Below are 21,277 nucleotides of genomic sequence, written 5' to 3' on the forward strand. Positions count from 1 at the left end.
GTGGAAGTCCACTAATATTGGCTCCAGCGGACCCGGTAAAGCCATCGGATATCACGTCGGCGTATGGTCTGAAGATCGCCGTTTCCGGTGACGGGGCGGACCGACAGGCTGGTCGACGTGCGTTCGGCCACTTCCCGCAGCAGGATGCCGCCATCCCGCAGGCAGAGCAGCAGCCGGTCGCCGGTGCTGACCCGCGGCGCACTGGCCACGATGATGGTTTCTCCCTTCGCGAAGACCGGTTCGAAGGAACGGTCCGGGATTTCGATGGCGAAGGCCTTGTCGTCACCGTCGCCGGGAAACCGGGTCTGGCGCCAGACCCGACCGGCGGGCCGACCCGCCTCGTCGAAGCTCGACAGGCCGAGATTGCCCAGCGCCATGCAGGGCAGCCGCTGCGGCATCGGTGCCCGATCCTGCATCAGGGTCACCCATTCATCGAGGTCCGTACCGGTCGCGATCATGATCTTGGACAGGCTCTCGGTGGACAGCCAGCGCGGCTTGCCGTCCTTGCCACAGCGCTTCGACTTGTTCAGCGCAGTGGCGTCCAGGCCGGACTGCCGCGCAAGTGCCGTAAGGGAAAGCCGGTGGCGGTCCGCCAGCCTGTCGATCGCCCGCCATGTCCCCTCGTGTGTCAGCATCGGCGGTACTTTCGGACCTGCCGTCGAACCTGTCGAGCGGAACAAACACCAAATCTGACGCGGTCACCGATTTGCCACCTTTTCCCTCCGCGCCCGTCCGAATAGGCTCGCCGCATGCTGATCCCCTATGCCCTCGCCAGACCGATCCTGTTCTCGCTCGATGCGGAACGCGCGCACAATGTCACGCTCGCCGCCCTGCGCGCGGGACTGGGCGGCGGCGGCGGTCCGGCGGCGGCACCGGTGGACGTGGCCGGCGTGCGCTTCGCCAACCCGGTCGGACTGGCTGCCGGCTTCGACAAGGATGGCGAGGCGATCGACGGGCTGCTGCGGCTGGGATTCGGCTTCGTCGAGATCGGTGGCGTGACGCCGAAACCGCAGCCGGGCAATCCGCGACCGCGTGTCTTCCGGCTGACCGAGGACCGTGCCGTCATCAATCGCTACGGGCTGAATTCGAAGGGCGCGGCGCATGTCGCCCGAAACCTTGAGCGTCGCAGGGCATCGGGCACGGTAGGCGTCAATCTGGGAGCCAACAAGGACAGCGAAGACCGTATCGGCGACTATGCCGAATGCCTGAAGGTGCTCGGTCACGCGGTGGATTTCGCGACGGTCAACGTCTCGTCGCCCAATACGCCCGGCCTGCGTGCCCTGCAGGGACGCGCGGCCCTGACGGACATCTTCGACCGGCTGCACGCGGTCCAGTCGGGCGGCCCGACCGTCCCCCTGTTCCTGAAGGTCGCGCCGGACCTGGACGACGCCGACATCGAGGATATCGCCGCGGTCGCGCCGGACATCGGCGTCGCGGCGCTGGTGATCTCCAACACCACGATTGCCCGGCCCGACAGCCTGCGCAGCCGCAACGCGCGGGAAGCGGGGGGATTGAGCGGCGCGCCGCTGATGCGGGCCTCGACCGATCTGCTGCGGCGGTTTCATGAAAGGCTGGAAGGGCGCGTGCCCCTGATCGGAGTCGGCGGCATCCTGTCGGGTGACGACGCGCGGGCCAAGATCGATGCCGGGGCAACCGCCGTGCAGATATATTCGGGACTGGTCTATCGCGGCCCCGGCCTGGTTCGGGAATGTGTCGATGCGCTGCGCACCCGCTGAAGCGTCCCGGCATGTCACGCCACGCCGGTCACGATCCATGGTCAGGTGATCGTCAAGCGGCAATACAGGCTCAGGCGGTCACCCCCGCCCTGCGGTTGGCGTCTGCTCCCAGACGGTTTTGGCCGGACGGTTCTAATAGACCGCCTTTGATGTCGACGATCCGCCGTCGCGGCGCACGGCTTCGGTGGCGCGGGCGAGGTCGGCCAGATAGGCGTCGCGCGCGGGCGCATGGAACATCGACAGCATCAGATGCATGCCGCGCGGATCCTGCGTGCGGCCCGGCAGCCAGCCGTCTTCGGCCAGCCGGTCGGCGACGGCGAAGATATCCAGATCGCGCGCGCCGAAACTCAGGATCGTCAGGTCGGGTTCGGCGAACATGTGATAGCCCTGCAGGGCTTCGATACCCTGGCGGTAGGCCCGCGCATTGGCCATCAGATCGCGGGCAATGTCGCGATATCCCTGACGGCCCAGATGGTTCAGGACCGCCCAGGCTCCGGCCACCGCGCCGCCGGGGCGTGTGCCCGCGATCGTCTGCGTGACAAACCGGCCATTGGCCCAGACGTCCAGATCGAAAGCCCCGCGCGCCATGTCCCCGGCATCCCGGAAGAACAGCGTCGATGCCGGTTTCGGACAGAACCCGTATTTGTGCAGGTCCGCCGATATCGAACGGACACCCGGCACCTCGAAATCGAAAGCGGGCAGGTCTTCGCCAGCCTCCTTCGCGAACGGGATCAGATAGCCGCCCACACACGCATCGACATGCAGCCAGATGTCCAGACCGACGGCGACCTCGCTGATCGCGGCAACCGGATCGATGACGCCGAACGGAAAGCACGGGGCCGAGGCGATCATCATCATGGTCTGACGGTCGGCGGCAGCGGCCATCTGCTCTGGATCGGCGCGCAGACTGTCCTGCAGCGGTACGCGCCTGACCTCGATCTCCATCGAGCGTGCCGCCTTGTCGAAAGCGGGATGTGCGCTTTCAGGCAGGACCATGTTCAGTTGGGTGCCGACCCTGGAGCCCCGGACGCGGTGCGTGTCGCGGGCGGCCTTCACGGCCATGAAGATGCTTTCCGATCCGCCGGTGGTCATGTGACCGTCCGCACCGTCGGGCGCATGGAACAGGTCCAGCCCCATGTCGATCACGTCGCGTTCCATGCTGCCGATGCTGTGGAATGCCCGTTTGCCGCCCAGCGCGTTCTCGGTGAAGAACTGCATGAAGGCGGCCTTGCCGACGGCGGCGGCGCTCTCGGATCCCTTGAAGACATAGAGCGGCGTCCGACCGTTCCGCCAGTCGATGTCGCCATCCGTCCGGTCGGCCATCTGCCGGGTGAGTTCGTCCGCGTCCGTGCCGTGCTCGGGGAATGCGATGCGTGCCATGGTGAGTTCCTCCCGCAGGAGTCCTCCCACAGACGCTCGGCGCAATCAATCGTTCGTGGTGCCCAGCGTTTTCAGGTAGGTGAACAGGTCTTCTCTCATCGACTTGCGCTTCACGCCCTTGAACGGCATCACGGTGCCGGGCACGAACCCCTTCGGGTTCCGCACGAAGGCGTGCAGGTTTTCCTCGGTCCAGATCAGGCCCGCGCGGTTCTTCGCGGCCATGGCGTCGGAATAGCGATAGCCGGGCACCGCGCCTGCGGGCCGCCCGAAGACGCCTTTCAGATCCGGCGCGGCCAGGGGAGCGTCCGGCAGCGGGTCGTGGCAATAGCGGCACTGCTCGAAGATCTTCTTGCCACGTGCCGCATCGCCTGCATCTGCGGCAAGCGGTGCCAGGACAAGAGCGGTCGCGACAAGCGTCCGGTGGATTCGGGATGGGAAAACGGCATTCATCATCATGTCAGAATGACGCTCGGCGCCGGGCCGGACATTGATCCTGATCAATCGCCGGCGGGCAGCGACTTCAGGTAGGCGATCATGTCGTTGCGATGCGACAGGCGTTTCAGGCCCGCGAAAACCATGATGCTGCCGGGGATGTATTCGCGGGGCGCGCGCAGGAAATCGCGCAGGTTCTGTTCGGTCCAGATAAAGCCTTCCTCGCGCTTGGCGATGAAGGCGTCGGAGTAGCGGTAATTCTCTGCGGCGGCGATGGGCTTGCCGATGATGCCGTTCAGGTTCGGTGCGGCCAGCGGGTCGCCGGGAAACGGTTCGTGGCACTGTTTGCAGAAGCGTTTGAACGTGACCGCGCCCTGTTCCGGATCGCCGTCCTCGGCGAAGGCAGGCATGGCCAGAAGGGCTGCGAAAAGGGCGAGGGCGGTGAAACGCATGTCAGATTACCTTGGAATCGTTCCAGAAGATCGAGCCTATGTGGGATGATCCGCCGCTCCGGTCAATGACAGGAGTCACGTGCACGTCGCGATCAGTCGAGCGGCAGATCCCTTTCCAGCCAGCCGGGACCGTCCGCACTGCCCAGCATACCTTCGCCAATGTCGGACACGTTGCTGAATCCCTGCTGAACCAGAAACCGGGCCGCGGCGCTGGAGCGGACACCCCGGGCACAGATCAGGGCGATGGCGACATCCCGGTCGCCGCCGGTGATCCGCAGGATGTCTTTCAGGAAGCCGTCGGGGCCCGAGATCTGCCACCAGTTCGCGCGGTGCGCGGTCCTGGCCGTGCCGGTCCAGGCCCACTCCGGCGGGGTGCGCACATCGATGATGGTGAGATCGCCGGCCTCCGCCCGTTTCCACGCATCGGACGGCGCAACCACGTCACCGGTCGTGGCGGCGATGCCCGGCAGGATCAGGCACAGAAGGACGAGCACGATGCGCATGCCATGATCTATGCCGCGATCAGGTCTCGATGACAATTCAAGGCGGTGTGAGCGGGCGTCTCAACCGGGCCGGTGGCCGTACTTGTCCGCCCATTTCAGGCTTTCCGCCGTTGTGGTGCTGGGACGGTATTCCAGACTGACCATTTCCGGCCAGCCACTGTCGTCTATCAGGCCGAAGATGAAGTCGAAATCCATCTCCCCGGCACCGGGTTCGTGGCGGTCCGGCGGGTTGGCGATCTGGATGTGGCCGATATCGTCGAAGCACCGCCGGTAGAGCCGGGTCACGTCGCCGTGGATGATCTGGTTGTGATAGAAATCGAACTGCAGCCAGACGTTCTCGCGCGCGATCCGGTCGCGCAGCCGCAGGGCCTGATCGACATCGTTCAGGAAATAGCCGGGGAAGTTCACCGGATTGAGCGGTTCCAGCATGGCCCGGATGCCGTGGACCGCCGCCAGATCGGCGAGGGTCCGGACGTGCTGCACAAACGCGTCGGATGCGACCGGGTCGTCGCTCTCGGCCAGACCGGCCATGACATGAATGCCACGAACGCCCAGCCTTGCGGCCATCTCGACGGTCTGCCGCGCTTCGTGTTCGCTGCGCGCGCGTGTGGCCGGATCGACGCCCGCGCCCCGGTCGCCTTCGCCCATCCTCGGGATCGGCGTGTTGATCAGTGTGACGCCGACGCCTGCTGCCGCCGCTGCCCCGGCGATCCGGTCGCCGTCGTGGGCGTGCGGGTTCAGGATCTCGACCTCGCTGAAACCATAGGATGCGGCGGCGGCGAACCGCGCCATGAACGGCAGTTCGGTGAACATCAAGTCGATGTTGGCGCTGAAGCGGGGCATGGTACAACCTGACCAGTGAACCTTCGGGGTGGAGTGCGTTTCCTTTGAGCGATGACGGCAGTCAATACAGCGGCAATCGCCTGAATGCGCAACCGTCGAACCGGGGACCGGGCAGCCTGTCGGAGGGCGATCGCGGGGTTCTGAGGGCGTCCGGCGACTGGATTGTCGGTCACGCGCGTGATCTGAACCGTCAGATCGGACGGGCCGGGACCGCCGACAGTATCGACGTCGGACATATCGGCCGTCTGGATACGTCGGGCGCACATCTTCTGGTGAAGCTGGCCGAGGCGACGGGTGCGGAGATCGAGAACTGTCCGGATCGCTACCGCAGCCTGATCGAACGGGTGGCCGGTGCCGAAGGTCCGCCGGCCGATCTGCCCGAACGCGGCAACGCGATCCTGCGGATACTGGAGGCGCTGGGCCGTGGCGCGTCGGAGGCCGGTGCGCGCACCATCTCCATGGTCGCCTTTCTGGGCGCGGTGTTTGAAGCGGCAGGCCGCACGATCATGAACCCGCGCCGGTTCCGGCTGACCGCGACGGTGCGGCACATGGAAGAGGCCGGACTGAGCGCCTTTCCGATTGTCATGCTGATCTCGTTCCTGGTCGGCGTCGTGCTCGCCTTTCAGGGGGCGGCGCAGTTGCAGCGGTTCGGAGCCGAGATCTTCGTCGTCAACCTGATCGGCGTGTCGGTGCTGCGCGAGATCGGAATCCTGCTGACCGCGATCGTGGTCGCGGGCCGCTCGGGCAGCGCCTTCGCCGCCCAGATCGGGTCCATGAAGGTCAACGAGGAAGTCGACGCGATGCGCGCGCTGGGGCTGGATCCGATGGACGTGCTGGTGCTGCCGCGCGTGCTGGCGCTGTTCCTGATGATGGGACCGCTGGCCTTCCTTGCGGACCTGACCGGGCTGATCGGCGGCGGGCTGATGGCATGGGTGGCGCTGGATATTCCACCCGCCCTGTTCGCCGAGCGGCTCGCCGCCACGATCCCGCTGTCGGCGCTGATGGTCGGTCTCGCCAAGGCCCCCGTCTTCGGCGCGCTGATCGCCATGGTCGGCTGCTATGAAGGTCTGCGCACGCAGGGCAGCGCCGAATCCCTGGGCCGCCAGACCACGCGCGCCGTGGTCGAAGGCATCTTCATCGTGATCGTGGCCGACGCGATCTTCTCGATCTTTTTCAACCTGGTCGGTATCTGATGACCGAGGGCGAACCGATCATCAATGTCTCGGGACTGGTGACACGCTTCGGCAGCAACGTGATCCACGATCATCTGGACCTGCAGGTGCGCAAGGGCGAGATCCTCGGCATCGTCGGTGGCTCGGGCACGGGCAAGTCGGTGCTGCTGCGGGCGATCATCGGCCTGCTGCGCCCCGCCGAAGGCAGCATCGAAGTGTTCGGCGAACATCTCGACAGCCTGCCGCCCGCGCAACGCCGCAAGCTGGAACAGCGCTGGGGGGTGCTGTTCCAGGACGGTGCCCTGTTCAGTTCGCTGACGGTCGCGGAAAACGTCGAGGCGCCGATGCGGGAACATACCGATCTGCCGCAGGATCTGATGAACGAGTTGGCGGGGCTGAAGATTTCCATGGCCGGGCTGCCGCATGATGCCTGCAGCAAGTACCCGTCGGAGCTTTCCGGCGGCATGCGCAAGCGGGCGGGACTGGCGCGCGCGCTGGCGCTGGACCCCGAGATCGTGTTTCTTGACGAGCCGACGGCCGGGCTGGATCCCATCGGCGCGGCGGCCTTCGACCAACTGACACTGGAACTTTCGCGCACGCTGGGGCTTACGGTCGTGATGGTGACGCACGATCTGGACAGCCTGTATGCGATTTGCGACCGTGTCGCCGTCCTGGCCGACAGGAAGGTGCTGACCGTCGCGCCGATCGCCGAGCTGGAGCAGCATGACCATCCGTGGCTGCAGGAATATTTTCACGGGCCGCGTGCGCGCGCCGCACAGGCCGCGAAGGAGAACTGAGGCTGGAAACCCGGGCGAGTCATATCCTGATCGGCAGCGTTGTCCTGCTGATCTCGCTGCTGTTCTTCGGCTTCGCCATCTGGCTGGCGCAGGTCGATATCGATCAGGAAAAACGCGACTACGAGATTCATTTCAAGGGCTCGGTCGCCGGTCTGGGCGTCGGCGGCGACGTGCGCTACCGGGGCATCAAGATCGGCACCGTGACGGATATTTCGATCGATCCGGACGACCCTGCAAAGGTGCTGACCATCGTCGAGATCGACGGTGACGTGCCGATCCGGCAGGGCGATGAGGCCAGCCTGGCGCTGCAGGGCATCACCGGCATCGCCTATGTCGGCATTGACGGCGCGCAGGCGGGCGATCCGCCGCTGAAGGCGGAGAAGGGACGCAAGCGCCCCGTGATTCCCTCCCGGCCTTCGGGCATCGAGCAGATTTTCGCGGGCGCGCCGGAATTGCTCGGCAAGGCGATCGAGGTGACCGACAATCTGACCAAGCTGCTGGGCGAGGAGAACCAGCAATCCATCAGCGGCATCCTCGCGGACATGAAAGTTCTGACGGGCACCCTGGCCGGTCAGGAAACCAGCATCAACAGCGTTTTGCTGTCGCTGGAATCCAGCGCCGCGGACATTGCGGCAACCATGCAGGAGGCCCGCAAGCTGGTGGCGCGTACGGACGCGGTGATCGACGATGCGACGGAGACGCTGGCCGTCGGACGCGGCGCGCTGGTCGGGATCGATCAGATCGTGACGCGCGACGCCGGTGCGCTGATCGACGAACTGCGCCAGGCCAGCCGCGATCTGGCTGCGGTGACGGGCGTCATGGCGCGGGTGGCCGAGAACAACGAGGAAGATCTCGACAGTTTCGCCGCCGACGGGCTGGGCGAATTCAGGCGGTTCATCACCGAGGGACGGCTGCTGATCGCGTCCCTGTCGCGGCTGACCGAGCGTCTGGAATCGGGCGGGGCACAGTCGCTGCTGGGGTTGCAGGGCGCGGAAGTGGAGCGTGACAAATGAGGCATCTCATCGGGGTGCTGGCACTTGCCGCCGCACTGACGGGCTGTGGCAGCATCTTTCCCGTGCCGCAGGCACCGTCGAATTTCTACAACCTGTCGCCGAAGAGCACCTTCCGCAGCGATCTGCCGACCGTCGACTGGCAACTGGTGATCGAGGAACCGCTGGCTGCGGGCGGATTGAACACGGCCAGCATCGCCTTCCGCCCGAATCCGCTGGAGGTCCAGTATTTCAAGGATGTGCGCTGGACCGAGCGGGTGCCGAAAATGGTTCAGACCCTGCTGGTCGAGAGTTTCGAGAACAGCGGGACCATCGTGTCCGTCGGGCGGCAGGCGATCGGTCTCCGCGCGGACTACAGCCTGCTGACCGAGATCCGGGAGTTCCAGGCCGAGCGCATGGCCGGCGGCAAGGTGCGTGTGCGCATCAACGCCAAGCTGATCCAGCAGCCGCGCCAGATCATCGTGCGTTCGCAAAGCTTCGAAGCCACGGTGCCGGACAATGCGGAGAGCATGGATGCGACCATCAAGGCCTGGGACGGGGCCATCGGCCGGGTGATGAAGGATATCGTCGAATGGACGATCATCGAGGGTGAGACCGCCTACCGGGCGCGCAAGCGCCGCTGAACTCGAACGGGCAGGCGGGTCGGCGCCGCCCGATCAGATGGTGATGATATCGGCCGCCGTCAGGCCGTTCACCTCTGCGATGGCCACATATCCGTCGGTATTCACATCGTCGTCGAAGATCAGGTGCGTGCCGTCGAAGATCAGGGCATCTCCGTTGGCGATGCCCGAGTTGGTGCCATCGTAGGCGAAGCCCAGAATGCTCAGGGGCTGAACGCCGAAACTCGCACCGGCCAGGTTGATCTGGTCGTCAATCGCATTGAAGTCGGTGATGATATCGACGGCGGTACCGGAAGCGGCGACGGTCTGGTTCAGGGCCACCCGCGCGACATCGTTCAGGTTCTGGAACTCGAAGACATCCGCGCCCGCGCCGCCGGTCAGATTGTCGATACCCGCGCCGCCGATCAGCGTGTCCGCGCCGGCTTCACCGTTCATGGTGTCGTTGCCCGCCGCCCCGATCAGGGAGTCGTTGCCGCCACCGGTGAAGATGCGGTCGTTGCCTGCGCCGGTGTCGACGATCTCGTCGACGGCGTCGGCTGCATCGGTGTCGAACAGGTCGTCGCCGCCACCCAGGGCGAAACTGAAATTGACCGCCGCGCCGCCAACGGTGTCGGCGAAGTCCGTGCCGATGAAGGCCTCGACGTCGGTGAAGCTGTCGCCCAGCGCGTCGCCTGCCAGCCCGCCGGCCGCCGCTTCGTTGCGAAACTCACCGACGATGCCGTTGGCGTCCGTCGTCGAGAAAGCCAGCGCCACGCCGGCCGTCGCATCGGCGTAGGTAACCGTGTCGGTGCCCGCGCCGCCCTGCAGCTGATCCGCGCCCGCGCCGCCGTTCAGCAGATCATTGTCCGCGTCGCCATTCAGCAGATCGTTGCCACTGCCGCCGAGCAGCGTGTCATTGGCGCTGCCGCCCGACAGCGTGTCCTGACCGCCATTGCCTTCCAGGGAGTCCGTACCCGCATCGCCCTGAAGGCTGTCGCTGCCGTCCTGACCGCGCAGGGTATCGTTGCCGTCGGCGCCGAACAGCGTGTCCGCGCCATTGTCTCCATCGAGCCGGTTGGCGGCCGCGTCGCCCCTGATCCGGTCATCGAACTCGGACCCTTCGACGTTCTCGAAATTCTGGATGGTCAGGGTTCCGGCACCCCCGGTCACGGTGCCAGCCGACAGATCGACGGTCACCGCCGACGGTGCGCGCTTGAAGATCAGCGTGTCTTCACCGCCACCGCCATCCAGCGTGTCGTTCCCCCCGCCGCCTTCGATCCCGTTCGGTCCGGCATCGCCGGTGATCTGATCGGCAAACGGGCTGCCGAGAATGTTCTCGATGCTGGAGAAGGTGTCGCCCTGCGCATCGCCACCCGACGCCGCACCCGTGGCCAGATTGACGATGATGCCCGCAGGGCTGCCGATGAATTCCGCCAGATCGATGCCCGGCCCGCCATTCAGGACGTCGGCACCCGGCCCGCCGATCAGCGTGTCGTCGCCCGCGCCTGCGGAGATCGTGTCGTTGCCCAGACCGCCGCTGAACCGTCCGCCGCCGCCGTCGCCGTTCAGCAGCTCGTCGAATCCGAGATCCTGTTCCACGTCATCGGCTTTGCCGGGGCCGGCGCGGAAATCGCTGAAGAACTTGAAGAACCGGCCTGGAGCGACTCCAAAGGCCTGGGCGAGCAGCGCGCCAAGGCTCTCCTCGTCAAAAACGAAATGCTGCGCGCCTGTCAGGTCGGCGGCGAGCTCATATACCGGCGCGGCGTCCACATCGACCTCGACAGCGGGCGTGCCGGAAGATGACTGATCGTCGTCGTCTTCATCTTTTTCATCGGTCAGAAAAGACGTCGAGGCGGTGGAGAAGGTGCCGCTGCCGCCGGCGCGTTGAACCAGATCGGCGGCGGCGCTGGCCGTGTCGACCGAGCCATCCGCCGGATCAAAGCGTCCGCTGATATCAAAGAGATCGCGCAGGTCGCCATTGTGCCCGAAGCCGGTCTCGGCCTGAAACCTGAGAAGATCGTTGAAGCGTTCGGCGATCAGGTTGCGATCGACGACATTGGGTGCATCCGGCGTCCTGCCGGTGACGGCACGCGTCTGTTCGAACGGCTGTGTCAGCAGGACCGTCCCGTCCGGACCCTGAACGGCGACCTTGCCCACGGACCCGTCATCTTCGGGCAGCAAAACGACTTCTGTACCGGCCATACTCAACAGTTTCCCACTTGACCGGACCCGCCTGCAATTACGCGCACGCGATTTCCGGATGGATTGGCCCGACCCAAACTCATTTGCCAATATCGGCAATTCCGTGGCGAATTGCTATCGCTATTCCCGGAAAGGGTCGGCTTTGGTTTCGGCTGTCGAAGGTTTGCAACATGAAATCCGTTCACATACCCGCCTGACGGGTGTTGCCGGTTTTCAGTTCGCGAGTCTCAGGTGGCTTCGCGGATCGTCGCATGCAGTTCTTCGAGCGCATCGGCGATGGCCTCGACGCTGCGCGCGCCGGACTGGAAAATGGCCGTCGCATTCAGCGAGATCGCGTCGAAGCCCATGTCCTTCAGCGCGGCGGCGCGATCGGCGACACGCGCGTGATCGGCATAGAACCCTTTTGCCGCGTCATCGCCGACCCGCGGCGGCGGGGCGATCATGGCCTGAAAGCCGATGGCGTCGGCGTCGCGTCCGGCCTGGACCGCAGCCTCGTGCACCTGGTCCATGGCATCCGCCGCCATGTCGGCGTCGGTGACCTGGCTGGCCAGCCATCCGTCGCCCAGCCGCCCCACCCGCCGCAGCGCAGGCGGCGTGTTGCCGCCGACCCAGATCGGCAGGTTCGCCCCCTGCGGCGGTTTCGGTTCCATGGCGACGGCGTTCAGCGTGTAGTGCTCGCCGAAATGCTCGATCCGCTCGTCACGCAGGCAGGCGCGGACGACCTCGATGGCCTCGTCCATCCGCTTGCCCCGGTTGGTGTAGCGGAATCCCAGCGCCTCATATTCCGCGGGCTGCCAGCCGATGCCGACGCCCAGCCGCATCCGCCCGCCCGAAATCGTATCGAGTGTACTGACCTGCTTGGCGACCAGCGTCGGGTCCCGCTGCGGCAGCACCAGCACCTCGGTCCCCAGTCCGATGGTCTTCGTGACACCCGCGATCATGCCCAGCGTGACCAGCGCTTCCATGATCGGCATCTTGGCCGGATAGCGCACTGGTTCACGCCCGTCGATGTTGTAGCCCATGACCACGTGATCGAAGATATCGATGCGGTCATAGCCGATGGTCTCGATCGCCTGCGCCATACGGATCATGGCTTCCGGCCCCTCGCGATAGGACACGGACGGAAACTCGACAGTCAGTTGCATGGTATTCTCCTCCCCAGGGAGCCGGCATTGTTCCATGGCTTCGCCTTGCATGTCCGCCATTTTTTGTCGAAAACGGAGGGCATCACCACTGGAGCGCCGTCCCATGTCCACCCGCGACACCCTGTTCGCCAAGATCGCAGCCGCCAGCGCGGACAATCCCGAGCGCGGCGACGCGGATACATTGCGTCAGCGCATGCGGGAACACCGGATCAACCTGATGCCCGCGCGGGCCGACAAGCCCGAGGCGGTCCGGCTCGATCTGTTCCTTGAGAAATGCGAGGAGCTTTCGATCACCTACGAACGCCTGTCGCACGCCGACGATGTGCCGGGGGCTGTCGCCGATTACCTGAAACAGCGGAACCTGCCGACCGGCCTGCGCGTGTCTCCCGCGCCGGAGATCGCCGGTCTGCCCTGGGAGCGCGCGCCGCTGCTGGACGTCCGGACCGGATCTGCCGAAATCACCGATCAGGTCTCGGTCACACCGGCGGTCGCGGGGATCGCGGAAACCGGCACGCTGATGATGGCGTCCGGCAGCGATACTCCCGCCACCCTGAATTTCGTGCCCGACAACCACATCGTGGTCCTGAGACGCAGTCAGATCGTCCGCGGCATGGAGGACGCCTTCGCCATGGTCCGCGAAAGGTTCGGCGAAGGGCAGATGCCGCGCACGGTGAATCTGGTTTCCGGGCCGTCACGCACGGGCGACGTGGAGCAGAAGATCGTGATGGGTGCCCATGGACCGCGCCGGTTGCACATCCTGCTGATCAACGATCTGGATTGAAGCCGGTCATGACGCGGAATCGTGGGCTCAGTGATGACGACCGGAAACTGTGGTCGATGATCACGAAGCAGGTCGCGCCGCTGAAATCCACAGAAGAGCGCATGAAGGCGCAGGCGCGGAAAGCGGCGCTCGAAGCGGCCCGGACGGTGGCTGCGAAACCGAAGCCCGGCACCAAGGCATCCGCCAGACCGAAGAATCCGGCCCGTCCGGCCCGGCTGCTGCCGGTGCCGCCCGTCATGCCGGATCGCGCGGCACCAGCAGCCGAGCGCCGGGGCCGCGTGGCCGGGGTCGACAGGCGCACCTCGGAGAAACTGCGCAAGGGGCAGTATCCGGTCGATGCGCGCCTTGACCTGCACGGCATGACGCAGCACCAGGCCCATGACGCCCTGCGCCTGTTTGTCCGGCAGTGTCATGCGGCGGGCAAGCGCTGCCTGCTGGTGATCACCGGCAAGGGCAGCCGTCAGCGCGCGCGCGACGACGGTCCGTATGTGAACGCCGAGCCGCCCGGCGTGCTGAAGCGCAATGTTCCGCTCTGGCTGAAGGACCGGGACCTTGCGCCGCTGGTGCTGTCGACGGCCGCGGCGACACCCGGACATGGCGGGTCCGGCGCGATGTACATCCTGCTGAAGCGGCAGCGGGAGACATGACGCCTTTCGGTGCCAGGGTCCGTGATCTGCGCGACGCACGGGGCGTCTCGCTCAGGCAGATGGCCGCCGATCTGGAACTGACGCCAGCCTACCTGTCGGCCATGGAACACGGGCACCGCAGCCCGCCGAACTGGGCACTGGTGCAGCGGATCATCGCCTATTTCAATCTGATCTGGGACGATGCTGACGAACTGCAGGAACTGGCTCGTCTGTCGCATCCGCGGGTCGTGATCGACACGTCGGGCCTGGATCCGCAGGCGACCGAGATCGCCAACCGTCTGGCGGACCGGATCCGGACGCTGTCGCCCGGGCAGTTGCAGGCCATCGGCGAGGTGCTGGCGTCAGGCAAACGCGCCGATGGCGGCGAAACCGGCGAAAGCTGAACCCAGCATCGCCGTGCGGGATGGCGTCACCCCGCCCATCGCGAACACCGGCAAGGGTGTTGCGTCGGCCAGCGCGCGCGCGCGATGCAGGCCCAGCGTCCGACCGCCCGGATGGCTCTCCGTCGGAAAGACCGGCGAAAGCAACACCAGATCGGCACCCGCCTTTTCCGCGCGGCGGATCGCACCCAGCGAATGACAGGCGGCGCTTGTCAGGCCGAAAGGGTCGATGCTGCCCAGACGGGCTTCCGACAGGTGCAGACCATCGGCTGCGACCCGGCGGGCCAGTGCCCGGTCATTGGCGATCAGCAGCAGATGTCCGGCGTCCCGCGTGGCCAGTCGCAGTTGGGCCGCCCAGCCTGCGCGGTCGGGATGATCCCCGTCGCGCAGGATCACGATCGACCCCGGCGGCAGATGCCGCATGGCGGCCAGCGGGTCCGGAACACGGCCCAGATCCGTCGGCATGATGACGCCCGATAGCGGATAAGCACTTGCAGTCTGTTGCACGGTCGCCGATTCTCCCTTTCATGTCCGAGACACTGCCCAATATTGCCGCCAGTCTGCAAGCCGTGCGCGATCAGATCGATGCGGCAGCCCACGCCGCGGGTCGCGACCCGGCGGATGTGACCCTGATCGCTGTTTCCAAGACCAAGCCCGCGGACCTTGTCGCAATGGCGATCGAGGCGGGCCAGCGCACCTTCGGCGAGAACCGGCTGCAGGAATCAGAGGAAAAATGGCCCGGTCTCAGGTCGGCGCATCCGGATGTCGAACTGCACTGCATCGGGCCTTTGCAGAGCCGCAAGGTCGCACCGGCCGTCGGCCTGTTCGACGTTATTCACACGATCGACCGCGAGAAGGTGGCCGCCGCCGCCGCGAAAGCGATGGCGGAACAGGAGCGCCGCCCCGACTGCCTGATCCAGATCAACACCGGTGAGGAACCCCAGAAGGCCGGGATAGCGCCTTCCGAGGCCGACCGCTTTGTCGAGACCTGCATCGAGAAGCACGGCCTGCCGATCACCGGCCTGATGTGCATCCCGCCGGTCGAAGACGAGCCGGCCCCGCATTTTGCACTTCTGAAGAAAATTGCAGATCGCAATGGTCTCGGCGTCCTGTCCATGGGCATGAGCGCCGACTTCGAGACGGCGATCCGGTTCGGGGCGACCCACGTGCGCGTCGGCACCGCGATATTCGGGGCGCGGAACCAGACCTAGCAGGGCGCGTTGTGTGCCTGAGGGTCGCGGGCGTGATCTTCGGCGGCAACTGGGTTAGAAAGACTTCAGGTCCGCTGGCGTACGTCTTGCGTCGGACGAGGAGTTCTATGGAGGGAATGACAATGCTGACACGCAGAGGGGCCGTCGCGGCTCTGATAGGAGCGGCTTCGGTCGTGGCGCTGGGCACCGGCGCGGTGGCTCAGGAAACGGGCCCGGTCAAGATCGGTGAGATCAACAGCTATTCGGCCTACCCGGCGTTTACGGAGCCCTACAAGAAGGGCTGGCAGATGGGGCTGGACGAGATCAATGCCGCCGGTGGCGTCATGGGACGTCCGCTTGAGGTCGTCAGCCGCGACGATGGCGGCACCGCCGACGGTGCGCTGGCGGCCGCGGAGGAACTGCTGGCGAACGAGAGCGTCCAGGCGCTGTTCGGCACGTATCTCTCTGATATCGGGCTGGCGGTCAGCAAGTTCGCCAACGAGAAGCAGATCGTCTTCCTGGCGACCGATCCGATGACGGACCGGCTGGTCTGGTCCGAGGGCAACCGCTACACATTCCGGCTGCGGGCCTCGACCCACATGCAGGCGGGCATGCTGGCGCGCGAGGCCGCCGACAGCGAGGCCGAGACCTGGGTGACCATCGCACCCGATTTCGCCTATGGCCGCGACGCGGTGGCCGCTTTCAAGAAGCTGCTGAAGGAACGCAATCCGAAGGTCACCTTCATCGAGGAACAATGGGTGCCGCTGGGCAAGCTGGACGCCACGCCGACCGTGCAGACCCTGAAGCAGGCGAACCCCGAAGGCATCTTCACGGCACTGTTCGGTCAGGACCTGGTCGACTTCAAGCGTGAAGGCAACCGTCTGGGCCTGTTCAAGGGCAAGGCGAACTTCGGCATGCTGACGGGCGAACCCGAGTACATCCTGCCGCTGGGCGAGGATGCGCCGCGCGGCTGGATCGTGACCGGTTATCCCTGGTACGACATCGCCGACGCAGCGCACAGGACGTTCGTGGACAGCTACCAGAAGAAGTGGAGCGAAAATCCGACGATGGGTTCGCTGCTGGGCTATATCTCGATCATGTCCATGAAGGCGGCCGTCGAGAAGGCGCAGACGACCAAGACCGAACTGCTGCTGCAGGCCTTTCGCGGGCTGGAGGTCGACACCCCGGCGGGCAAGATCACCTACCGCAAGGTCGACCACCAGTCGACGCTGGGGTCCTGGGTCGGCATCACGCGCTGGCGTGAAGGCGGCGGATATCTGACCGGCTGGCGCTATGTGCCGGGGCAGGATGTCCTGCCCGCGCCCGCCGAGGTCGAGAAGATCCGCCCCGACGATGGTGTGAACTGATCGGCTGACAACATCTGACCTGTACCGGGGCCGGTTCCTTCGGGGATCGGCCCCGTTGTTTTGGCACGCCCATCCGGAGTGACCCATGATTCGTAACGAAATCCGCGCGACGCCGATCTTTGCCGATCACATGCCGATCCGTGTCGTCGAGAAACGCAGCGGCTTCTACGTGCTGGAGACCGAGTTCACCGACTATCACCTGAACGCGGCTGGCGCCGTGCATGGCGGGGTGCTGTCGGCCTTTCTGGACTGCGGGCTGGCGGGTGGCGGGGCATCCGCGGTCAACAACGGGGAAGGCCGCTATGGCGTCACGATGACCATGACGGTCAATTTCATCCGGGGCGCGGCACCGGGACTGATGCGCTGCGAGGCGGAAGTGACCGGCGGCGGCAGGGCCACGAAGTTCGTCGAGGCGAAACTCTATGATGGTGGGGAAGGGCCGGTCGCGTCGGCCAGCGGTGCCGTCCGGGTCATCGAACTGGCCTCGTGAAACGAAAAAGGCCCCGAACCGTGCCGGGGCCTTTCCGTGTCACTGAAAACCCGGCTTATTCGCCGTAGCCGGCTTCCATCATCTTCGACATTTCATAGAAGATCTTGTTCCAGGCCGTCCGCGCCCGCGGCTTGAAGTCGGACTTCATTTCCAGACGCAGCGTGTCAACGAAGGCCACGCCGAACAGGGCGAACTGGTGCGGTTCGGCACCCAGGCTCTGATGCAGGCTGCCCAGCCGCTTGAAACGGTTCGCGAAACCCGAAAGATCATCGGCCCCTGCCGCAACATCGCCCAGGATGTTCGACAGCGCGGAGAACTGAACCTTCATGGTCTTTTCGTTGAAAAGATCCTTGGCCGCCGGATCGAGCTGGAAATAACGCCGGTAGAAACGCTCGACCACGCCGCCCATCTGGGGCTGGATCAGGGTCCAGCTTTCCTGGACCAGCCGGACTTCATCGTCCGAAAGCTTGGTTGTGGCGGACGCCGGTGCCGGCATCAGTGCCAGCGATGCCGAAATGAATAGTGCCGACGCGATCGACGCCAGCTTTGCTGTGAATGTCACCCTCATCTCCTCTGACTGCAGTCACACAGCCCGACCCCCCGACACGTCTTAACAGGGGAGCCGTTCGACTGAAAGAAGAATGAGGCCAGGTTGGCCCGGGGCATCGGGGTCCGCATTTTCAGTTGATTTCCGAAAATACATCTATATATCTAGATTTATGGATAATTTAGCTGCCTCCGATGCCTTCGCCGCCCTCGGTCATGAGAACCGTCTCGCCATCCTCCGTTTTCTGGTGGAAAGCGGGCCGGGCGGTGCCGATGCCACGACCCTGTCGGCGGAACTCGACATCGCCTGGACGACGCTGTCGCACCACCTGGACCACCTGAAGCGGTCCGGACTGGTCAGGGGCCGGAAACAGGGGCGGCGCGTCATCCATACGGCGCAGTTCGATACGGTGCAGGCCCTGTCATCCTTTCTGATGCAGAACTGCTGCGTACGCCAGCCGGCAACCGATACACAACTTCCTCAAGGAGAACCCGCATGAGCCGCCGTCTTCACGTTCATATCGCCGTCGACGATCTCGCGAAATCGACCGCCTTCTATTCGACCCTGTTCGCGCAGGAACCGACCGTCACCAAGGACGATTACACGAAGTGGATGCTGGACGACCCGGCGGTGAACTTCGCGATTTCAAACCGTTCCGGCAAGACCGGGGTCGATCATCTGGGCTTCCAGGTGGACACCGATGCCGAGGTCGAGACCATCGAGGCCCGCCTGCAGGCGGCCGAGGAAGTGGTCGCGCCCCAGCGCAACGCCGGCTGCTGCTATGCCTATGGCAACAAGACGTGGTCGCAGGATCCGGTCGGCGTGCCGTGGGAGATCTTCCACACCATGAAGGACATCCCGGTGTTCGGGTCCGATCATCAGCCGCTGGATGACGTGAATGTGGATACGAAATCCGCCGGTGCCTGTTGCGGATGATCTGCTGACGCGCCAGATTTCTCCGTATGGAGAGTTTTGCCGCCATCCGTGCCCGCGCCGTCGAACGCAAAGGCGGCGCGGACGCGATCGACGCCCTGATGCCGCAGATGCGGGCATCGGACGAGCTTGCCGCGATTCCGGACGATCGCTGGTTGGCCGCCATGACCCGCGCGGTCTTCAACTCCGGTTTCAACTGGAAGGTGATCGACGCCAAGTGGGACGGGTTCGAGACCGCCTTTCACGGCTTCGACCCCGGTCGCGTGGCGTTCATGGACGAGGATGCCATCGACGCGCTGACCCGTGATACCGGGATCGTCCGGCACGCGGGCAAGATCACGGCAACGCGGGAAAACGCCGTCTTTGTGACCGATCTGATCCGGGAACACGGTTCGGCGGGCCGGTTCTTCGCCGACTGGCCGGCGTCCGACCAGATCGGGCTGATGGAGACGCTCAAGAAGCGCGGCAGCCGTCTGGGCGGCAATACGGGCCAGTATTTCCTGCGCCACATGGGCAAGGACGGCTTCGTGCTGGGCGGCGATGTGGTGAAGGCGCTGATCAAATGGGGCGCGGTCGAGAAGCCCCCGACCTCGAAGCGCGACCTTGCCGCCACGCAGGCCGCGTTCAACGGCTGGGCGGAAGAAACCGGCCTGCCCATGGCTCATGTCAGCCGTACGCTGGCGCTCTCCGTCGGCGAGGAGGACTGAGCGATGCCACGTGATCTCGACAAGCCTGCCGGACGTTCGGACATCGACGCGTTTCTGGATCAGGTGAAGCAGACACCGTCGACGGGCGGCGGCAAACGGGGACGTCTGATCTTTGCCATGGATGCCACCGCGAGCCGGCAGGCGCAGTGGGACCAGGCGCTGCACATCCAGTCGGAAATGTTTCAGGCGACCGAGGATCTCGGCGGGCTGGACATTCAGCTGATCTTCTACCGCGGTTTCGGCGAATGCCGTGCCAGCAAATGGTACGCCGAGCCGGCGGAACTGCGCCGTGCCATGCTGACCGTGCGCTGCCTCGGCGGTCGCACGCAGATCGGCAAGGTGCTCAGCCGCGCCATGAAGGAAACCAGGGACAGGCCCGTGCAGGCGGTCGTCTTCGTGGGCGACTGCATGGAAGAGGATGCGGACATGCTGTGCGACAGGGCCGGACAACTCGGCCTGCTGAAGACGCCCCTGTTCATGTTCCACGAGGGCGGTGAACCGCTGGCCGCCGACACCTTCCGCCAGATGGCGAAACTGTCGGGCGGCGCCTATTGCCGGTTCGATGCCGCCAGCGCCGACCGTCTGAAGGAACTGCTGCGCGCCGTCGCCGTCTATGCCGCGGGCGGTCGCCGGGCGCTGTCGGATCGCTCGAACGGCAATCGCGAGATCGCCGGCCTGCTGGAGCAGTTGAAGTAGCCAAGAGCTATTTTTGAGTTACGTCTTTTAATTCGAACCCAGTCCAAGAAAACGGGATCTCCCAACATGATGCTGGGCCGATTGATCGAATATGTTCGTCTGTTTGTGGCCACCACTTGATCAGCATTGCTGATTTAACGAAGAAATTCTGCTGAGACCATCTTCTGTGGAAAAAGACTGTTATTAATCCACAGTCTTGGAGTGCTTTTAGTTCATGCGGTCGTCCGCGCATCCTCACGTCACCCGAGATCACCACTTGTCCGCCATCGCTTGCGAAGCGGCTTACCCAGCCTGCATCACCAATTTCTCCATCCGGTCGATAATCTTTCGCAGCAACGATCTGGTGATCGACACGAGGAGATCCTGAAAGCGACTGGAACAAACGGTACATCTGCGGGGGTATGTGTTCGTCGAATGCGACTTTCACGCGGCCGCCCTTAGAAGGGTCTCGAACCGCACCGCCTCGTGGACCTGCAGAGGATCAATCTCGAACCAAAAAGCGACAGATTCTGTTGTTTCATCTTCAACGCGATAGGCATCATAAATGGCTCTAGTGGGGACGCCGCTTTCATTCATGTGCGGCTGACCGAAAGACCAATTCGGTCGAATCACAACATTGGGTGCGTCGTGACTAAGGGGATGCCAAGCCTTAGCATTTCCTTCTTCGTCAAATTCTACGCCACGAGTGAGTGATTGATCGATAATCTCTTTCATTGCGAAGTTCTTCGCCTTCAGATCATAAAGCTTCTCGTCTCCAGTCGCTTCTGCACAGGAGGCAAAAATCTTCCTGCCATCCGTTCGGAATATTGCATTTGTGGCGAATGGGTGAGGATGACCAAGAAACAACTTTGCTTCCTCAAGCATGGCACGAATCGCAGCAACTTTGACTCCGTAAGAAGAGAATACGTCGATAAAACGGATTTCCATCAGGTTCACAAAGCTCAGCGCAAGTTTCTCATGAAATCTTCCGATCTCGTTGTCTAGCAGCGCGGAAACACTAGTTCCAGGATAACCAGAAATCCAACCGCGCACCCTGTTCTGGGACACGCCTGTTAGACGCGCCGCATCAGGCACGCTGTATATACCCTTCTCCAATAAGTTTACATTTGGCATCAAGCTTCCCATCCTGAGCACAATGTAGCTCAACTCTTTCAGAAATGAATCACTTTTCGTTCTGCTCAGCAATGTAGCGACCACAAATACCCCAATCCCCTTGCCGCCCCATCGCGCCGCTGCTAGGAAACCGCCTCATATTCCGGGGGCTTCCG

At 64.4% G+C, this 21,277-nt stretch carries 27 protein-coding genes; 15 read left to right on the top strand and 12 right to left on the bottom strand.

Features of this window, described 5'->3' with window-relative positions; all coding sequences use genetic code 11:
• Positions 1-11: 11 nt before the first annotated feature.
• Positions 12-635, bottom strand: coding sequence for a helix-turn-helix transcriptional regulator (locus tag ACN0X7_RS14990; protein WP_417518670.1), 624 nt, complete (start codon positions 633-635; stop codon positions 12-14).
• Between the two features lie 114 nt (positions 636-749).
• Here ACN0X7_RS14990 and ACN0X7_RS14995 point away from each other — a divergent pair, with 114 nt between their 5' ends.
• Positions 750-1,736: a quinone-dependent dihydroorotate dehydrogenase gene (locus tag ACN0X7_RS14995; RefSeq protein ID WP_417518672.1), complete on the top strand. Its 987-nt coding sequence runs from the start codon at positions 750-752 to the stop codon at positions 1,734-1,736.
• Positions 1,737-1,868: 132 nt separating this feature from the next.
• Here ACN0X7_RS14995 and ACN0X7_RS15000 read toward each other — a convergent pair whose 3' ends face one another.
• The 5 genes from ACN0X7_RS15000 to ACN0X7_RS15020 all read right to left on the bottom strand — a co-directional run bounded on the left by ACN0X7_RS15000 (position 1,869) and on the right by ACN0X7_RS15020 (position 5,346).
• Positions 1,869-3,116: a pyridoxal phosphate-dependent decarboxylase family protein gene (locus ACN0X7_RS15000; RefSeq protein ID WP_417518674.1), complete on the bottom strand. Its 1,248-nt coding sequence runs from the start codon at positions 3,114-3,116 to the stop codon at positions 1,869-1,871.
• Between the two features lie 45 nt (positions 3,117-3,161).
• A complete protein-coding gene (locus tag ACN0X7_RS15005) occupies positions 3,162-3,572 on the bottom strand; it encodes a c-type cytochrome (RefSeq protein ID WP_417518676.1) in 411 nt (136 codons plus the stop codon).
• Positions 3,573-3,613: 41 nt separating this feature from the next.
• Positions 3,614-4,000 carry a c-type cytochrome gene (locus tag ACN0X7_RS15010; protein ID WP_417518678.1) on the bottom strand — a complete coding sequence of 129 codons (387 nt, stop codon included), beginning with the start codon at positions 3,998-4,000 and terminating at the stop codon, positions 3,614-3,616.
• A 92-nt stretch (positions 4,001-4,092) separates the two neighbouring features.
• Complete coding sequence (locus ACN0X7_RS15015) at positions 4,093-4,503, bottom strand: rhodanese-like domain-containing protein (RefSeq protein WP_417518680.1); 411 nt, start codon at positions 4,501-4,503, stop codon at positions 4,093-4,095.
• 60 nt (positions 4,504-4,563) lie between these two features.
• Complete coding sequence (locus tag ACN0X7_RS15020; protein ID WP_417518682.1) at positions 4,564-5,346, bottom strand: hydroxypyruvate isomerase family protein; 783 nt, start codon at positions 5,344-5,346, stop codon at positions 4,564-4,566.
• 44 nt (positions 5,347-5,390) lie between these two features.
• On the opposite strand from ACN0X7_RS15020, the gene ACN0X7_RS15025 reads away from it, so the two are divergent.
• Genes ACN0X7_RS15025 through ACN0X7_RS15040 form a run of 4 tightly spaced genes read left to right on the top strand, consistent with a single transcriptional unit; the run spans position 5,391 to position 8,948 of the window.
• The gene (locus tag ACN0X7_RS15025; protein WP_417518684.1) at positions 5,391-6,539 is read left to right on the top strand and encodes an MlaE family ABC transporter permease; all 1,149 of its coding nucleotides are present in this window, start codon (positions 5,391-5,393) and stop codon (positions 6,537-6,539) included.
• Positions 6,539-7,315 (top strand): ABC transporter ATP-binding protein, encoded by a 777-nt coding sequence (locus ACN0X7_RS15030; protein ID WP_417518686.1) that lies wholly within the window; start codon positions 6,539-6,541, stop codon positions 7,313-7,315. Before ACN0X7_RS15025 ends, ACN0X7_RS15030 begins: the two co-directional genes overlap by 1 nt.
• Positions 7,252-8,328 carry an MlaD family protein gene (locus ACN0X7_RS15035; protein WP_417518688.1) on the top strand — a complete coding sequence of 359 codons (1,077 nt, stop codon included), beginning with the start codon at positions 7,252-7,254 and terminating at the stop codon, positions 8,326-8,328. The genes ACN0X7_RS15030 and ACN0X7_RS15035 overlap by 64 nt, the downstream gene beginning before the upstream one ends.
• Positions 8,325-8,948: an ABC-type transport auxiliary lipoprotein family protein gene (locus ACN0X7_RS15040; protein WP_417518690.1), complete on the top strand. Its 624-nt coding sequence runs from the start codon at positions 8,325-8,327 to the stop codon at positions 8,946-8,948. Before ACN0X7_RS15035 ends, ACN0X7_RS15040 begins: the two co-directional genes overlap by 4 nt.
• Before the next feature lie 33 nt (positions 8,949-8,981).
• On the opposite strand, the gene ACN0X7_RS15045 is transcribed toward ACN0X7_RS15040, so the two are convergent.
• Positions 8,982-11,126 (bottom strand): calcium-binding protein, encoded by a 2,145-nt coding sequence (locus ACN0X7_RS15045; RefSeq protein WP_417518692.1) that lies wholly within the window; start codon positions 11,124-11,126, stop codon positions 8,982-8,984.
• A 227-nt stretch (positions 11,127-11,353) separates the two neighbouring features.
• Positions 11,354-12,271, bottom strand: a complete 918-nt coding sequence (locus ACN0X7_RS15050) for a TIGR03619 family F420-dependent LLM class oxidoreductase (protein WP_417518694.1) — start codon at positions 12,269-12,271, stop codon at positions 11,354-11,356.
• Between the two features lie 103 nt (positions 12,272-12,374).
• Here ACN0X7_RS15050 and ACN0X7_RS15055 point away from each other — a divergent pair, with 103 nt between their 5' ends.
• The 3 genes from ACN0X7_RS15055 to ACN0X7_RS15065 are packed head-to-tail and all read left to right on the top strand — an operon-like array spanning position 12,375 to position 14,082.
• Entirely contained in the window at positions 12,375-13,052 is a 678-nt protein-coding gene (locus tag ACN0X7_RS15055) for a LutC/YkgG family protein (protein ID WP_417518696.1), read from the top strand.
• Positions 13,053-13,060: 8 nt separating this feature from the next.
• The gene (locus tag ACN0X7_RS15060; RefSeq protein ID WP_417518698.1) at positions 13,061-13,699 is read left to right on the top strand and encodes a Smr/MutS family protein; all 639 of its coding nucleotides are present in this window, start codon (positions 13,061-13,063) and stop codon (positions 13,697-13,699) included.
• A complete protein-coding gene (locus ACN0X7_RS15065; protein ID WP_417518700.1) occupies positions 13,696-14,082 on the top strand; it encodes a helix-turn-helix domain-containing protein in 387 nt (128 codons plus the stop codon). The genes ACN0X7_RS15060 and ACN0X7_RS15065 overlap by 4 nt, the downstream gene beginning before the upstream one ends.
• Here ACN0X7_RS15065 and ACN0X7_RS15070 read toward each other — a convergent pair.
• Positions 14,041-14,586: a thiamine phosphate synthase gene (locus tag ACN0X7_RS15070; RefSeq protein WP_417518702.1), complete on the bottom strand. Its 546-nt coding sequence runs from the start codon at positions 14,584-14,586 to the stop codon at positions 14,041-14,043. The two genes, ACN0X7_RS15065 and ACN0X7_RS15070, sit on opposite strands and share 42 nt — an antisense overlap.
• A 20-nt stretch (positions 14,587-14,606) precedes the next feature.
• Between ACN0X7_RS15070 and ACN0X7_RS15075 the strand changes: the two genes are divergently transcribed.
• From ACN0X7_RS15075 to ACN0X7_RS15085, 3 genes are all read left to right on the top strand, one after another.
• Positions 14,607-15,290 carry a YggS family pyridoxal phosphate-dependent enzyme gene (locus tag ACN0X7_RS15075; RefSeq protein ID WP_417518704.1) on the top strand — a complete coding sequence of 228 codons (684 nt, stop codon included), beginning with the start codon at positions 14,607-14,609 and terminating at the stop codon, positions 15,288-15,290.
• Positions 15,291-15,412: 122 nt separating this feature from the next.
• Positions 15,413-16,636: an ABC transporter substrate-binding protein gene (locus tag ACN0X7_RS15080; RefSeq protein ID WP_417518706.1), complete on the top strand. Its 1,224-nt coding sequence runs from the start codon at positions 15,413-15,415 to the stop codon at positions 16,634-16,636.
• 85 nt (positions 16,637-16,721) lie between these two features.
• Positions 16,722-17,126 carry a PaaI family thioesterase gene (locus tag ACN0X7_RS15085; RefSeq protein ID WP_417518708.1) on the top strand — a complete coding sequence of 135 codons (405 nt, stop codon included), beginning with the start codon at positions 16,722-16,724 and terminating at the stop codon, positions 17,124-17,126.
• A gap of 55 nt (positions 17,127-17,181) precedes the next feature.
• Here the strand turns inward: ACN0X7_RS15085 and ACN0X7_RS15090 are convergent, their stop codons facing one another.
• The gene (locus ACN0X7_RS15090; RefSeq protein ID WP_417518710.1) at positions 17,182-17,688 is read right to left on the bottom strand and encodes a globin domain-containing protein; all 507 of its coding nucleotides are present in this window, start codon (positions 17,686-17,688) and stop codon (positions 17,182-17,184) included.
• A 157-nt stretch (positions 17,689-17,845) separates the two neighbouring features.
• Between ACN0X7_RS15090 and ACN0X7_RS15095 the strand changes: the two genes are divergently transcribed.
• The 4 genes from ACN0X7_RS15095 to ACN0X7_RS15110 are packed head-to-tail and all read left to right on the top strand — an operon-like array spanning position 17,846 to position 20,009.
• Positions 17,846-18,172: an ArsR/SmtB family transcription factor gene (locus ACN0X7_RS15095; protein WP_417518712.1), complete on the top strand. Its 327-nt coding sequence runs from the start codon at positions 17,846-17,848 to the stop codon at positions 18,170-18,172.
• Entirely contained in the window at positions 18,169-18,609 is a 441-nt protein-coding gene (locus ACN0X7_RS15100) for an ArsI/CadI family heavy metal resistance metalloenzyme (protein ID WP_417518714.1), read from the top strand. The genes ACN0X7_RS15095 and ACN0X7_RS15100 overlap by 4 nt, the downstream gene beginning before the upstream one ends.
• 26 nt (positions 18,610-18,635) lie before the next feature.
• The gene (locus ACN0X7_RS15105) at positions 18,636-19,313 is read left to right on the top strand and encodes a DNA-3-methyladenine glycosylase I (RefSeq protein ID WP_417518716.1); all 678 of its coding nucleotides are present in this window, start codon (positions 18,636-18,638) and stop codon (positions 19,311-19,313) included.
• A gap of 3 nt (positions 19,314-19,316) precedes the next feature.
• Positions 19,317-20,009 (top strand): VWA domain-containing protein, encoded by a 693-nt coding sequence (locus ACN0X7_RS15110; RefSeq protein ID WP_417518718.1) that lies wholly within the window; start codon positions 19,317-19,319, stop codon positions 20,007-20,009.
• A 7-nt stretch (positions 20,010-20,016) separates the two neighbouring features.
• On the opposite strand, the gene ACN0X7_RS15115 is transcribed toward ACN0X7_RS15110, so the two are convergent.
• Complete coding sequence (locus tag ACN0X7_RS15115; protein WP_417518720.1) at positions 20,017-20,436, bottom strand: hypothetical protein; 420 nt, start codon at positions 20,434-20,436, stop codon at positions 20,017-20,019.
• Complete coding sequence (locus ACN0X7_RS15120; protein WP_417518722.1) at positions 20,433-21,122, bottom strand: hypothetical protein; 690 nt, start codon at positions 21,120-21,122, stop codon at positions 20,433-20,435. The genes ACN0X7_RS15115 and ACN0X7_RS15120 overlap by 4 nt, the downstream gene beginning before the upstream one ends.
• Between the last annotated feature and the right edge of the window lie 155 nt (positions 21,123-21,277).

It is taken from the genome of Minwuia sp., from assembly GCF_048263705.1.
Classification (GTDB): domain Bacteria; phylum Pseudomonadota; class Alphaproteobacteria; order Minwuiales; family Minwuiaceae; genus Minwuia.

Excerpts from the sequence above, each read along its gene's own strand:
- ACN0X7_RS15065 (WP_417518700.1), top strand. The coding sequence starts at position 13,696 with ATGACGCCTTTCGGTGCCAGGGTCCGTGATCTGCGCGACGCACGGGGC.
- ACN0X7_RS15000 (WP_417518674.1), bottom strand. The coding sequence starts at position 3,116 with ATGGCACGCATCGCATTCCCCGAGCACGGCACGGACGCGGACGAACTC.
- ACN0X7_RS15055 (WP_417518696.1), top strand. The coding sequence starts at position 12,375 with ATGTCCACCCGCGACACCCTGTTCGCCAAGATCGCAGCCGCCAGCGCG.
- ACN0X7_RS15085 (WP_417518708.1), top strand. The coding sequence starts at position 16,722 with ATGATTCGTAACGAAATCCGCGCGACGCCGATCTTTGCCGATCACATG.
- ACN0X7_RS15120 (WP_417518722.1), bottom strand. The coding sequence starts at position 21,122 with ATGCCAAATGTAAACTTATTGGAGAAGGGTATATACAGCGTGCCTGAT.
- ACN0X7_RS15010 (WP_417518678.1), bottom strand. The coding sequence starts at position 4,000 with ATGCGTTTCACCGCCCTCGCCCTTTTCGCAGCCCTTCTGGCCATGCCT.
- ACN0X7_RS15015 (WP_417518680.1), bottom strand. The coding sequence starts at position 4,503 with ATGCGCATCGTGCTCGTCCTTCTGTGCCTGATCCTGCCGGGCATCGCC.
- ACN0X7_RS15040 (WP_417518690.1), top strand. The coding sequence starts at position 8,325 with ATGAGGCATCTCATCGGGGTGCTGGCACTTGCCGCCGCACTGACGGGC.
- ACN0X7_RS15045 (WP_417518692.1), bottom strand. The coding sequence starts at position 11,126 with ATGGCCGGTACAGAAGTCGTTTTGCTGCCCGAAGATGACGGGTCCGTG.
- ACN0X7_RS15105 (WP_417518716.1), top strand. The coding sequence starts at position 18,636 with ATGGAGAGTTTTGCCGCCATCCGTGCCCGCGCCGTCGAACGCAAAGGC.
- ACN0X7_RS15060 (WP_417518698.1), top strand. The coding sequence starts at position 13,061 with ATGACGCGGAATCGTGGGCTCAGTGATGACGACCGGAAACTGTGGTCG.
- ACN0X7_RS14995 (WP_417518672.1), top strand. The coding sequence starts at position 750 with ATGCTGATCCCCTATGCCCTCGCCAGACCGATCCTGTTCTCGCTCGAT.
- ACN0X7_RS15075 (WP_417518704.1), top strand. The coding sequence starts at position 14,607 with ATGTCCGAGACACTGCCCAATATTGCCGCCAGTCTGCAAGCCGTGCGC.
- ACN0X7_RS15100 (WP_417518714.1), top strand. The coding sequence starts at position 18,169 with ATGAGCCGCCGTCTTCACGTTCATATCGCCGTCGACGATCTCGCGAAA.
- ACN0X7_RS14990 (WP_417518670.1), bottom strand. The coding sequence starts at position 635 with ATGCTGACACACGAGGGGACATGGCGGGCGATCGACAGGCTGGCGGAC.
- ACN0X7_RS15050 (WP_417518694.1), bottom strand. The coding sequence starts at position 12,271 with ATGCAACTGACTGTCGAGTTTCCGTCCGTGTCCTATCGCGAGGGGCCG.
- ACN0X7_RS15080 (WP_417518706.1), top strand. The coding sequence starts at position 15,413 with ATGCTGACACGCAGAGGGGCCGTCGCGGCTCTGATAGGAGCGGCTTCG.
- ACN0X7_RS15005 (WP_417518676.1), bottom strand. The coding sequence starts at position 3,572 with ATGATGATGAATGCCGTTTTCCCATCCCGAATCCACCGGACGCTTGTC.
- ACN0X7_RS15095 (WP_417518712.1), top strand. The coding sequence starts at position 17,846 with ATGGATAATTTAGCTGCCTCCGATGCCTTCGCCGCCCTCGGTCATGAG.
- ACN0X7_RS15110 (WP_417518718.1), top strand. The coding sequence starts at position 19,317 with ATGCCACGTGATCTCGACAAGCCTGCCGGACGTTCGGACATCGACGCG.
- ACN0X7_RS15020 (WP_417518682.1), bottom strand. The coding sequence starts at position 5,346 with ATGCCCCGCTTCAGCGCCAACATCGACTTGATGTTCACCGAACTGCCG.
- ACN0X7_RS15030 (WP_417518686.1), top strand. The coding sequence starts at position 6,539 with ATGACCGAGGGCGAACCGATCATCAATGTCTCGGGACTGGTGACACGC.